The 12,864-nt window shown below is 62.2% G+C and carries 6 protein-coding genes and 5 pseudogenes; 7 read left to right on the top strand and 4 right to left on the bottom strand.

What is annotated here, in order from left to right:
• Nucleotides 1-88: 88 nt before the first annotated feature.
• The 3 genes and pseudogenes from PQI07_RS31795 to PQI07_RS31780 form a co-directional block, all read right to left on the bottom strand.
• Nucleotides 89-229 (bottom strand): annotated as a pseudogene (locus PQI07_RS31795) (IS481 family transposase); the annotation flags it as partial.
• Nucleotides 230-751: 522 nt separating this feature from the next.
• Nucleotides 752-1,213: an OsmC family protein gene (locus PQI07_RS31785; RefSeq protein ID WP_274928838.1), complete on the bottom strand. Its 462-nt coding sequence runs from the start codon at nt 1,211-1,213 to the stop codon at nt 752-754.
• A gap of 221 nt (nt 1,214-1,434) precedes the next feature.
• A pseudogene (locus tag PQI07_RS31780) lies at nt 1,435-3,116 on the bottom strand (ISL3 family transposase).
• 1,127 nt (nt 3,117-4,243) lie between these two features.
• Here PQI07_RS31780 and PQI07_RS31775 point away from each other — a divergent pair.
• The 6 genes and pseudogenes from PQI07_RS31775 to PQI07_RS31750 form a co-directional block, all read left to right on the top strand.
• Entirely contained in the window at nt 4,244-6,073 is a 1,830-nt protein-coding gene (locus tag PQI07_RS31775; protein ID WP_274928837.1) for a glycoside hydrolase family 15 protein, read from the top strand.
• A 105-nt stretch (nt 6,074-6,178) separates the two neighbouring features.
• On the top strand, nt 6,179-6,394 hold the full coding sequence (locus PQI07_RS31770; protein WP_274928836.1) for a hypothetical protein: 216 nt from the start codon (nt 6,179-6,181) through the stop codon (nt 6,392-6,394).
• 119 nt (nt 6,395-6,513) lie between these two features.
• Nucleotides 6,514-7,095 carry a histidine phosphatase family protein gene (locus PQI07_RS31765; RefSeq protein ID WP_274928933.1) on the top strand — a complete coding sequence of 194 codons (582 nt, stop codon included), beginning with the start codon at nt 6,514-6,516 and terminating at the stop codon, nt 7,093-7,095.
• Nucleotides 7,096-7,183: 88 nt separating this feature from the next.
• Nucleotides 7,184-8,280: pseudogene (locus PQI07_RS31760) on the top strand (IS630 family transposase).
• 55 nt (nt 8,281-8,335) lie between these two features.
• Nucleotides 8,336-8,950, top strand: a pseudogene (locus tag PQI07_RS31755) (integrase core domain-containing protein); the annotation flags it as partial.
• 126 nt (nt 8,951-9,076) lie between these two features.
• A pseudogene (locus PQI07_RS31750) lies at nt 9,077-9,300 on the top strand (transposase); the annotation flags it as partial.
• A 138-nt stretch (nt 9,301-9,438) separates the two neighbouring features.
• On the opposite strand, the gene PQI07_RS31745 reads toward PQI07_RS31750, so the two are convergent.
• Nucleotides 9,439-10,338, bottom strand: a complete 900-nt coding sequence (locus PQI07_RS31745; protein WP_274928835.1) for a class I SAM-dependent methyltransferase — start codon at nt 10,336-10,338, stop codon at nt 9,439-9,441.
• 802 nt (nt 10,339-11,140) lie between these two features.
• Here PQI07_RS31745 and PQI07_RS31740 point away from each other — a divergent pair.
• Complete coding sequence (locus PQI07_RS31740) at nt 11,141-12,484, top strand: IS1380 family transposase (RefSeq protein ID WP_274926133.1); 1,344 nt, start codon at nt 11,141-11,143, stop codon at nt 12,482-12,484.
• The last annotated feature ends 380 nt before the right edge of the window (nt 12,485-12,864 follow it).

Raw genomic sequence — 12,864 nt, 5'->3', positions numbered from 1 at the left:
CGACGGAATCCTTGGAAACCGGTCGGGCAGCTTTGGAAAGAAACGGCCGAAAGCTGATGGGTTGGACGCCCCCGGCGGCATAGAAGTACTATGTGTATAGTCCCGGGATGTGGTGTGACGGATCGAGCCTGAAGCGTTCGGGCTCTTTCGTCCAGACCGGAAGGACATGCTCGTCGGACGTGAGGCTGCGCAGGGTCTTGAGTCGACGAGCATGGTTGTAGGCGTCGATTGATCGTCCGCGGCGCCTGTCGGCATCGCCCCCATCCGCTCGTGGCTGGAGCGGATATTGGCGTGCAAATCGCGCATGCTGGTCTCCGTCGCGCTCGCCAACAAGATGGGGCGCATGCCGTGGGCGTTGCTGATCAAGAACGAGGATTACAAAGCGCCGGCGGCGGCAGCGGCGCAAAGCTAAGAGCGAGGTCAAGGCGTCCGGGATTTAGGCGGTCGAGGAAGAGTATAGCACAACGATTGGCGAGATGGGGTCGGGAGAACCAGTGAATGGCTGAGCGCGAGCCATGCGCACAGAGCTGTAGTGGTTCGGGTCCGCGAACTTCCATACTGACCCACAGCGCGATAGCTGCATAGAGAGTCCGGATAGATGGCTGTAAGCGACTACGTGCTGGGACCTCAATTTACTGCTTGCATCTGAAAGGGGGCGTCCACAGATGCCATCTGAGAGGCGGTGCGACTGCCAATCGATGCTAAAGGCAGAGCGCTCTCCTCCGCGCCTTCCTAATATGTCGCCATGCGCTCATTTGATTTCGAATTCGATATTGACCTCTCGACTCGCAACTTTAATTGATCCGTAAATCGGGCAGGTTGCGCGATAAATGTTCACCAAGTCACGAGCTTGATCTAGGGAGATGCCCACGAAAATGAATTTGATCGCAATCTTATCATAGACGGTGACTCCGTGAATTTTTTGAATCTGCGAGGTGAAATCTGATCGAATGTCGACGGTGCATTCACGCATGGGGATATTGTCTCTCGAACAAATCAGATCAAACATACCCAGAGCGCAACTGCCGACGGCCGACAGCAGGAGTTCCGGCGGAATCGCAGCTTCCCCGGGTCCACCCGCATAGGCCGGTGCATCCACCACCATATGGCGGCCACGAAAGCTGGCGATCATTCTGGCGAACTCACCGGTCGAACTGACCCGTACGCTTGTCGATGTCGCATCCAAGTCGATATCTACCGCCCGCTCACCCATGCTTACTCTCTTATCCCACATCGGTCTGGAACCCTTCATTGCCGACCCACTCTGACCACAGTTTCGTTACAGGATGATCACTGCAATGTTACACCATGGCTACATCGGCGGCGCACAATCCCGCGCGAACACCTGACGGGACATTGTCCGAGGAGCTGCGTCCGTCTTCCACTTAGAGTAGACTTGCTTCGCAAAAGTGACTCTTCGTCATTTCGTGTGGATCAAGGAGCCAGGAGCACACGTCGGCGCAGGAACTCGAAGCCGGCCCGGCCGTACATTAGCCGCTTGATCAACTTCAGTTTCGTGATCTGGCCCTCGGATTGGGCGTTGCTCCACGGCATAGTCAACGCCGCCCTCACCGCGGCCGCATCAACGACGAGCCCGCTGGCGAACGTCTGCGCGGCACGGATGCCGCTCGCCTTCGCCTCGACGATCCAGGCCTCGAAGGCCTCCAGATGTCGTATGCCGTGTCCGGACGATCCGTTTCCCTTGGTCCCGGCCTCGCGCACGAGCGTGACGAAGCGCTGGACCAGCCCGTGCAGCGTGGCCGCGTCTGGATCCTGCACGATGCGCGCGAGAAGCGCGCCATCGCTCGGGCTCAGCTGGTCCGGCGCCCCCGTCATGATCCAGGCGAGGACCTTCGATCCCGGCAATCGCGCTCGCCGCGCCGACAGCTCAGCCGAGCCGGTGCCCGTCACGAGGGGAACGGCGTCGCGCCAGCGTCGCGGCGTGGTGATCGCGAGCTTCGTCCGTCGGCTCTGCAGCCATTTGTGGACCTGCCGCGAGCCGCCCGCATAACCGAGGTCGCGCAGTTCTCGCAGGAGCTGCAATCCGTTCTCGCAGCCCTCGGCATGGCGGCGCTCGAGATGAGCGAGCCAAGGGTCGAGCTGGCTCGGTCCGATCCGCCGTTCGCCGCGTTCCGGAGCCCCATCCATGGAGGCGTAGCGCCGCACCGTTCCCGGTGCCAGCGGGATCGCGCGCGCAATCGCCATGATTGCTTCGCCGGCCGCGCGGCGGCGCTGCACCTCTGCATGACGCACGGCCCTCCAACGTTGCGCCTCCCGCGCGGCAGCCTGGTCTGTGCGGCTGCGCGGGAAAGCGTGATCGCGGGCATAATCAGGAACGGAATCCCCCGAGCCGGATGGGACGGGAAGGGCACGCAGGCGCGTATGAGCGCCGACCAACCAGCGCTCCAGCATCTGGCGCGCGTTCAGCAAGAGGTGCCAGCGATCCGCGACTTGCTGGGCACACGGTATGACGGCCTGGGCCGCACGCGCGTAGCCTGTCGAACGATCCCGTGCGACGATCTCCAGATCGGTGTGCAACCGTAGCCAAGCCTCGAAGGTCGCCGAATTGCGGTCGGGCAGAAGATCGATGGCGCGATGACGGTCGAGGTCGACGACGACCGTGCCCCAGGCGCGACCGCGGCGCCAGGCCCAGTCGTCGACGCCGATTGCCCGCGGTCGTGCAACGCGCGGCAGGGGCGCGACGTGCATGAGGCGCAGCAGCGTCGAGGCGCTTGCCGGCATGGCGAGATTTGCGAGCAGGCGCGCACCGGCTCGAGCGTTGATGGCCAAGCCGACGCGCTGCTGCGCCTTGGCGAGGCGTCGGGTGCGTAGGGCGTGCGGAGCCAGGAGACAGGAAGGCAGAATGTGCGTCGGGAACAGGAGGGGTTGAGGCAGCGCAGACGCGGGACGGCGAGGTCGAGCCGAACGGCTCGTCCAAGGGAGGGCAGATCGGCGGGGTGACGTTGATAGGAGCCGTGACTGGCGGTGCTCGGCGTGCCGCAACCGGGACATCGTCCTGCGCAGCGGCGACCACGAACGCGCATCACAATGCCTGCCTCGGGCCCGTTCTCGATGGAGTGTAACCGGCAACCGCGAACCTCGTGCAGCGTCGCCATCGCCAAGCTCCGTCATTTTCACACGACCGGAGAACGCGCGGGGAGCCACACGAAATGACGAAGAGCCATTAAACCGGAGCAAGTCCAGTCGCTACGTGTTTCGTTCCGGCATTTGGTGAAGCGGGTTTGACCTGCAGCGGCTAGGCTCAACGGACTATGCCTTGCAGATGATCTCGTAGGCCGCAAGGCGACGCCGGACGGGTGATCCATCCAGCCTTCGCGGGCCAGGATAGGAGCGCCGGGAGCATGCGACAAGAATAAGCCGACTTATCAACGTTAGCTAGCTCCGAAGGCTCTGAGCGCGCCAGCCGCATGCGAAGCTCTGTGGACCTTGGCGCAACGAGCTAGGCAGATCAACTCTTTCAAATCAAAAGAGATTTTATCTGCTCAGTAGGACTGAGCGGTCAAACGATAAGTGGCCACGCAAGTCATCACCCCGCCATAGCCAGTGAGCGTTTCTGGCATGTTTTTGCGACGTTGGATCATTCGTCACCGACTCATCCACTGATAGGTTACTTCGCGAAGCTGTAATCAAGCTAATCCGGCTCGGTCCCATGATTGCACATTCTGATATTGATGCCCTTATCAATCGAAGAGCCGCCACGCAGCTTATGCATAGGCTAAGCGCGTCGACGAAACAGCAGGATGTGGCGGGTTCCTTAATCGAGCTGGACGAATCAGTCTACCGCCCGTCGCTTCCAGGGCGGATTCACGATTATAGACTGATGCCCGTTTCGATGCCGATCAACGTTGTGCTCTTTGGCCAAGCGAAATAATTTTGCCACGAATCCGAGGTGCAGGCTTGAATTTCGACGGCGGCGCGCTGAATGTTTTGCGGCATTCGCCCAATGGCGTCTATTGCGCGTTCACCATCCTGAGCTACTCGAATGAACCGTTGACTTACTCCTTCTGGTTGGCTTCTGGACCAAGTGCGGCGCCGAGCTTGAGGCGTTCGGGTCCGAGGCCAATTTTATTCGGAACTGTGCTCGTCATCCTAACCATGCCATAGGTGTGGGCTGGCGCCATCGAGCAACCACATACATGCAGGCGCCGCGCACCAAGCCATAAAGTTTAAATTTTTTGGCCGACGGTCGCGATTTTGGTTTCGAGAAAAAAAGGATTTCAATATGCCTTATGCGGACATCGAGGCGCATGGAATCATCGGAAATTTGCAAACCGCAGCCCTTGTGTGCAGCGACGGCACGATCGACTTCTTCTGCTATCCACGTTTCGACTCGCCCAGCGTGTTCGCGGCGATGCTCGACGACATCAAGGGTGGCCGCTTTTCTATCAAGCCGAAACAGGATGGCGTCCGTACCCGGCAGATGTACTTGCCAGAGACTAACGTGCTCGTGACCCGCTTCATGAGCGAAGCCGGCATGGCTGAAGTCATCGATTACATGCCGATCTGCAACGACGGGCCTAAAAGTGCTCTCGTCCGCCTCGTGAAAGGCATTCGCGGAAGCATGACCATCCATATGGAATGTGAACCACGGTTCGACTACGCACGCGCCACCACACACGCCCACCTGGATGGTGACGGCGTCGTCCAGTTCTCGGCATTGGGCGGAAGTGCGCCGCTGCGCATGCGGGCAACCGTACCGATGACAACGACGGCTTCCGGCTCCGCTGCTACCTTCACCCTCGCGCCGGGTGAGGAAGCCGGCTTCGTTTTGGAATGTACGCAGGAGCGTCCGAGCGAAGGCGATCTAGGCAGCTTCCTAGTATCTACCTTCTCGGAAACTATTGCCTATTGGAGAGCCTGGAGTGGGCGTTCTCACTATCGCGGCCGATGGCGGGAGATAGTGCAGAGATCTGCGCTTGCGCTCAAGGTCCTGACCTCCGCGGAGCACGGAGCCGTCCTTGGTGCTGCGACGTTCGGCCTTCCCGAGTGGGTAGGTGGCGGGCGCAACTGGGATTACCGCTACTGCTGGATCCGCGATGCGGCCTTCACAGTCTACGCTCTCATGCGACTGGGCTACACCGCCGAAGCCACGGCCTTCATCGGCTGGGTTGAGAAACGGGCGCGCGAGCAGGGGCAGGGCAACCAGCTTCAGATTCTATACGCCATTGACGGCAACAGAGATGCGTCGGAGGAGGAACTTAGTCATCTGGCCGGGTATCGTGGATCAAAGCCCGTGCGGATCGGAAATGCTGCTGCCGAACAGCTTCAGCTCGACATCTACGGCGAATTGGCAGACGCCATATATCTCGCAGACAAGTACGGTGTACCCGCCAGCATCGACACTTGGCACGGCTTGTCTCGGGCTCTCGACTGGGTATGCGAGAACTGGGACCAGCCTGATGAGGGCATCTGGGAGGTGCGCGGAGGGCGCAAAGCCTTCCTTTCTGGACGCCTCATGTGCTGGGTGGCGTTGAATCGGGGCCTCCGTATGGCGAGACAATTTGCTCGCCCAACGCCGCTTCAGCGTTGGCACGAGACGCAGGACGCAATCGCTCATAGTATCTACACAGACTTCTGGAACCCAGAGAAGCGCGCCTTCGTTCAGCGTCCAGGTTGCGACGTCCTGGATGCGGCGGCACTGCTTATGCCACTCGTCAAGTTCATCAGCCCGGTCGACCCGCGATGGCTCTCGACGCTCGATGCGATCGGTCGTGAGCTGGTGACCGATGCTCTGGTTCTTCGCTACCAAACGACGGATGGAATCAACAGCGACGGCCTGGAAGGAAAGGAAGGGGCTTTCACGCCCTGCTCGTTCTGGTACGTGGAATGCTTAGCACGAGCCGGTCGGCTAGAGGAGGCGCAACTGACGTTCGAAAAGATGCTGGGTTACGCCAACCATCTCGGCCTCTATGCCGAGGAGCTTGGACCTCGGGGTGAGCACCTCGGCAACTTCCCTCAGGCTTTCACCCACTTGGCGCTCATCAGCGCGGCCTATGCTCTCGACCGTGCGTTGTCCGAGAACGGCAAACCATCATCGGACGCGGGCGCTTAATCCGAAGCTGCAAACTTTCGGCGGCTGAGCGCGGGTCCTGTCAAGGTGTTGCTTGCAAGGTTAGTCGCGGTCCTTGAGCCTGGCCCACGGCAGGAGGAGGTGTCCGTGAAGACCAACGGAAGCACCGCTCGACCAGAAAGGCAAATTTATTTGCTGATGATCTTGAAACTCACCGTGCACGGATTTGTCGGCAGCGTGGGGCATAATATTTTTTCGTCCGGCTCTATCGTGGCGTCGATTGTTGCGACGGAAGGTAACGTCGGCGTTGTTAAGAGAGATCAGCCGGCAGCTCGCCGCATCCACTCTGGTGCGCCTTGGTGAGTTTTGGCTAGAGCCGCGCCCGCTCATCTTGCGACGGGCAAGTCGTCACCGTAGCTGACGGCAGCGAGGCAGATGAATTCGAGGCCAATTACGTGGAACGCAGCGATCCTGAGATGCAGATGTCTGTTATTAACGTCCCGCAAATCACTCTGGTTCGACACGGAGAAACGGCCTGGAGCCTGTCCGGCCGGCATACAGGCCGGACCGATATTCCGCTCACTCCGGCCGGCGAGTCGGCGGCGCGCACCCTCGCGACGCGGCTTGCCGGAGGTACCTATTCTGCAATCTGGTCAAGTCCGTCCAAGCGAGCGATGACTACATGCGCGCTATCTGGCTTTGGTACGGGTTCCGCGATCATGCCGGATCTCGCCGAGTGGGATTATGGTGCCTATGAGGGTCGAACCACAAAGGAAATACTGACGGAACGCCCTGATTGGAGGCTGTTTCGCGACGGATGTCCCGGCGGTGAGACGGTGGCGGATGTGGGGGCACGGGCGGACCGGATCATAGTGCAGATCCGAGCGCTAGACGCCAACGTCGTAATCTTCTCAAGCGCGCATGTCTTACGGGTGCTCGCCGCGCGGTGGATTGGGTTACCGCCGGAGGATGGGGCGCTTCTGGTTCTCGGTACCGCTAGCGTAAGCGTGCTCAGCTACGAGCATGATCACAGCGAGCCGGTCCTGCGAGCCTGGAATGGGTGATGGGATCACCACCACGAACTTCAACGCTCAGCCTAATACCAGACCTTGCTGAGGAGGACTCACCGGGGGTACCGGCGGCGGCTGATGGGTGTTTCTGTCTTCGGGTTTGAAGCCCGAGGAGGATGTCATGGCTGCACCGGTGCCGCTGCGGTCGGACTTCTACGCCGAGGGCTTGCGCACTTTGGCAAAGGGCACTCGAGATCGTGCCCAGGCGCGGCGCCTGCTGGCTTTGTCGGCGATCTACGCGGGCGGCTCGCGCTCGGCCGCTGCCGCGCTCGGCGGGGTCGGGCTTCAGACCGTGCGGGATTGGGTCGTGGCGTTCAACGCGTACGGTCCGGACGGGCTGATCGGCGGCAAAGCTCGTAGGGCCCGCCCGCGCCTGAACGCCGAGCAGCGAGAGGTTCTGCGCGCCCTGGTCGAGCAAGGTCCGATGCCGGCCGCCCACGGGGTGGTGCGCTAGCGGCTGGTCGATCTCGCTCAGATCCTGTTCGAGGACCACGGCGTGTCCGTGTCCGAGCAGACGCTGAGCCGGGTGCTACGGAGAATGGGCTACCGCAAACTCTCCGCCCGCCCGCGCCACCACGCCCAGGATCCGGACACCATCCCCGCTTTTAAAAAAGCTTCCGCGCCCGCCTGGAGGCGATCACGCCGGCCGTCGGCTGCACGCCAATAGAGGTCTGATTCGCCGACGAGGCCCGGGTCGGTCAGAAAAACACGATCACCCGCCGCTGGGCCAGACGCGGCACGCGCCCCGCGGCGCCCAAGGACCAGCGCACCGCCTCGGCCTACATCTTCGGGGCGATCTGCCCGGCCAGAGGCACCGGGGCCGGCCTCGTCATGCCTTTCTGCACCACCGAGGCGATGGCCTTGCATTTGGCCGAGATCGCCAAGGCCGTCGCCCCCGGCGCACACGCCGTCCTGCTGCTCGATCAGGCCGGCTGGCACACCACCAGGAAGCTCGCTGTGCCTGCCAACGTCACCCTGCTGCCGCTGCCGGCGCGCTCCCCCGGACTCAACCCGGTCGAGAACCTCTGGCAGTTCATGCGCGACAACTGGCTCGGCAACCGCGTCTTCACATCCTACGCCGACATCCTCGACCACTGCTGTGACGCCTGGAACACCATCATCAACCAACCCTGGCGCATCATGTCGATCGGACTGCGCAACTGGGCTCATGGGTTATGATCAGTGAGGATTGGTATAACAGGCGCACCAAAGGCGCTCTTGGCTCTGCTACTCGCGTCGCGAGGGGCTGAAGGTCTTACGGAAACCCCGGCCGAGCATCAGGTTCTGGCTGGACGAGAGCTCCTGCGTGCGGCTGCGTACGCTTCACCGTAATCACGTCTGGAGCATCGACTTCGTGCAGGCCCAGACGCACGACAGCCAAAGCCTGCGCATCCTGAGGCTGGTCGACGAGAACAGCCGGGCCTGCCTCGGGCTGAAGGTGGCACGTCGCGTCAACAACGTCGGCGTGATCGGGACGCTGGCCAACGCCCTGTGCTTGCACGGCATCCCGAAGCACATCCGTTGCGACAATGACCCTGAGATGATCTTGGAGGCATCGCGTAGATGCGCCACCATAACTAACTCGCAGATCCAGACCATCGCACCAGAACCGCCGTAGGTAAACGGCTACTGTGCAAGCTGCAGCGGCAAGCTGCGCAACGAGTGCCTACGCCGAGAAATTTTCTATTCACTGAGGGAAGTGCAGATCGTGATCGGTGTCGTTCAGAACACATACAACCGCGCTCGACCGCATCCGTCGCTGAGCTACCGTCCACCCGCGCCTGTCAGCTTCCCAGATTGGGCGTTCCGGTTACCCATGACAGCCACCATCCACCAGTTTTTCTTCTAGGCCCCCTCTAAGATACCGGTCAGGACACCACGACACCTACCGCATGACTCTTCATTCGGAGGCCAGCAAGGTCCACCTCGGATTGAGAGTGCCTAACAGAACGGGCACGATTCGCGAGGGCGGTCGTTGGTCGCAACGGCTCGTCCGCTTCTACCCGATGATTTCGGACCGAGATCGCGCCACTTCTGCCGCCGCCTCGCCCGTGTCCAAAAGACGGCGGGCCGCCGATCGAGAATCGCTCCTCGTTGACTGGTATTCTGTTCGTGCTGCGCTCAGGTGTTCCCTGGGAGACGCTGCCAGCGGAGATGGGCTGCGGCTGCAGGATGAGTTGTTGGCAGCCTCTGCGCAAATGAAAGGCGGCTGGCGTTTGGACCCGCTTGCGAATCAGATCGCCGAGGTCACGCGCTGCACGGTATTAGACTCCTCATCTCCTGTTCGCACCGAAGCGGATCGCTCCCGCACGAGGAGAGGAACCCGCTTCGGTTAGTCTACGTGAGCGTCGCCCAGGCACCCGCAAGTTCGTAAAGCCGAACCTGACTGGAGGCCTCCACCACGGCATCTTGCACCCGTGCAGGAAGCGTCTCGATGCCGAGTCGACCGGCCGTAGTGATCCCGTGCCGCTCCAGCACCGGCACCAGTACCTCCAGCGTGAGACAGAGCAGTTCAGCGATGGGGGAAGCTGGCCCCCCGGTAGGCACGTCGAGCAGGATGGTGGGCTCAGGCAAACCGGCTGCGCGGAATAGTCGAACCAGCCCTCGCCCGATCTGCGGGCAGGCCCCGCCCCATTCGAGGCCAGCCAGCATGAGGTCGCGCACCTCCTCGAAGAGCGCCACTCGAGGGCACGACCAAACTTCGTTCGCAATCATGTCGGGGCGCACGAGGTCGGGACTGCCGGGCTCCATGACGATGAGTGTTCCGCCGGGCCGCACACGGGCTGCGGCTTGGCGCAGGAAGGCGACGTGATCCGGCTGGTGGCAGACCACATACCGGCACATGACGACATCGAAGGTCCGAGCGGCGGGAAGCGTATCGAGTGTTCCTTCCTCGTAATTGACTGAGCGCAGGCCGGTATCTACGGTCCGGGCACGAGCTTGCTCCAGTATGCTGGTCTCTCGGTCGAGTCCGATGACCGAGCCCGAAGAGCCGACCAGACCGGCGGCGAGTCTGGCGACGTCTCCCGCGCCCGTACCGATGTCCAGAATGCGCTGGCCAGGTCCGAGCCCGGCCGCACGCAGGATGCGTTCCGTCCCCGGCCTGAGAAGTGCAGCCTGCAGTCCCAGTCGGCGAACCTCCCGATCACTATGGCCGAGGACATAATCGTATTGAGGCATGTGGAATAGCTCTTCCAAATGACGATTGGGCAGGCTTAACATGGCGAAAAGGCTCAAACTTCGACACTTAGTTTTCTACCGTTATGAAGTCAGGTCCCGATTACTAGGTGGCAGACTGTGCGAGGAGCCGATTCAGCGAATAGCAGATCATCTGCATCCTGACGGCGCAGCGGCGGTATGTCGATCAACGCGATGGACGCCCCGGAAGTGGAACCGAGATCATCAAGAGTTCTCTTGATACCGCGAGTGACTACGGCGAGAAAATTTGGCCAGCTCCGTACCAACTACCATCAGAACACGCGCTACTCAGCTACCTGCCAACTGCTAAAGCATCCGTCACGCGTCGATTGGCCAATGCGTCCCGTCTTGCCTGCCGCAGCACGATGTGGGCTGCGGCCCGAGCATTGGCCGCACGTAGCAGCCCTTGCGGGCTGCCGTCACGCAGGGCACGACACGCCAACGCGCGGAACCAACTTATATTGGCCAGAGCTACGGTAAGATGATCGGCATCCGGACCGCATCGTTGCAGTTCTGCTACAGTTACAGTGTTCATGAAATTAATCCTGGGTGCCGAGGAATACCCGAACAGAAGTTTACTGCGCACTATTGCTTGGAAGCAGACGGTAATGTTCTATTTGGGTGGGGCGCAGCGGGACTTAGATCATTCGGCCCGCTCCGGTTTGATCATGAGGCCTGAAGGCCCGATATCACCGGCGATGAGCCGACGGGATACCTAACCCGTCTTATTCATCACGACGGTGGATCTGGGGTGGCGAGCGTAGCGTAAGGCATTGATGTAGCTTAGGGATTGGGTGCTGACGCCAAGCCTTCAACGCGCACCGAGCCTGCCACGCCCGCCATGTCCGATCCTACGTGTCTGCCGTTCGCGTTTCCATCCGTGCGAGGCAAGAAGCTCACAGCTGCCTTCGACGGCGGGCGCCTGACCTCGGACGGCGGCGTCCTGTTGCTCGCCCAGGCCGCCCAGCGATTGGGCATTGCCGAGAAGCTCGCGACCGTGATCACGGATCGACGCGATCCGAGCCGGGTCGTGCACCCGCTGCCCGAGATCCTGCTGGCCCGCATCCTGGCGATTGCCTGCGGGTATGAGGATGCCGACGACCTCGACCATCTGCGCGCCGACCCCGCCTTCAAGCTCGCCTGCGGACGCCTGCCCGAGAGCGGCGCGGACCTGATGAGCCAGCCCACCGTCTCGCGGATGGAGAACACCCCCGGCCTGCGCGACCTGATCCGGCTCGGGCGAGTGCTGGTCGACGTGTACTGCGCCAGCTACGTCGTACCGCCCGCCGCGGTCACCCTGGACATCGACGACACCTGCGACGTGGTGCACGGCCAGCAGCAGCTGTCGCTGTTCAACGCCCACCACGACGCGCGCTGCTTTCTGCCGATCCACGTCTACGATACCGCCACCAGCCGTCCCGTCGCGATGATCCTGCGGTCGGGTAAGACACCCTCGGGTCGCGAGGTCCGGGGCCATCTGCGCCGGCTCGTCCGGGCGATCCGCCGTCACTGGCCGACGACCGCGATTACCATCCGCGGCGACGGCCACTACGGGCGGCCCGAAGCGATGGACTGGTGCGAGGACAACAGCGTCAGCTACGTCTTCGGCTTGACCGGCACAAAGGCGCTCGCGGCCAAGGTCGAGCCGACCGCCGACCACATCCGGGTGGTGCGGGCCCTCGGCGACAAGGATGCGGTGCGCGGCTTTGCCGAGACCACCCACGCCGCCAAGTCCTGGCGGCAGCAGCGCCGCGTCGCCGCCCGCATCGAGGCGACCCGCCTCGGCCTCGACATCCGCTTCGTGGTCACGAACATCGCCACCGGTACGCCGGAATGGCTCTACGCCGAACTCTACTGCGCCCGCGGCCAGGCCGAGAACCTGATCAAGCTGCACAAGGGCCAGCTCGCTTCCGACCGCACCTCCTGCCGGCACCCGGCCGCCAACCAGATGCGACTCGTCCTGCACACCGCGGCCTACTGGCTGATGCTCACCGTGCGAGACGCCATCCCGGCGGCCCATCGCCTCGCCAGGGCCGAGTTCGCGACGATCCGCCTCCGGCTGCTCAAGCTCGGCGCTCGGATCCGCGAGACCGCTGCCCGCGTCCGCCTCGCCTTCGCCGCGGCGTGTCCGGAAGCCGACCTGCTACGCCACCTTGCGACCGCGCTCGTCCCAGCCCCCGCTTGAACGGCGGGGCCGAGACGCCCCGACGAACCCGCTCCTATCCCTCAAGCACCGACGCAACGTTCCGAATCCATACGCGTCACAGTGGACGCGCGATCCCGCGCGCCATCAGCCCAAAACACGGCGTCAGCCAAGCCCCGGTGAATAAGACGGGCTAACGCGGCTCACCAGCACGATCGTACAGCCTCGGTTACGGGCGCACGTATGGCACCAGCGTCCTTGCCTCAGTAGCCGTAGGAGTCGCATCCACCGTAGTAGCCACCGAATCCATAGGGACCGCAGCTGCGATGCCGTAGGGGTAGTCGTAGGCCCCCGGCCAGTACGTGACCGACCGCTGCGCCGGTGAGGGGGCTGGCTCCCAAAACATAGCTGCCATGACCATA

The sequence above is a fragment of the Methylobacterium sp. 092160098-2 genome, assembly GCF_028920805.1.
Classification (GTDB): domain Bacteria; phylum Pseudomonadota; class Alphaproteobacteria; order Rhizobiales; family Beijerinckiaceae; genus Methylobacterium; species Methylobacterium fujisawaense.
Note: the sequence above shows the minus strand (reverse complement) of the source record. Positions and strands in the feature narration are given on the sequence as shown.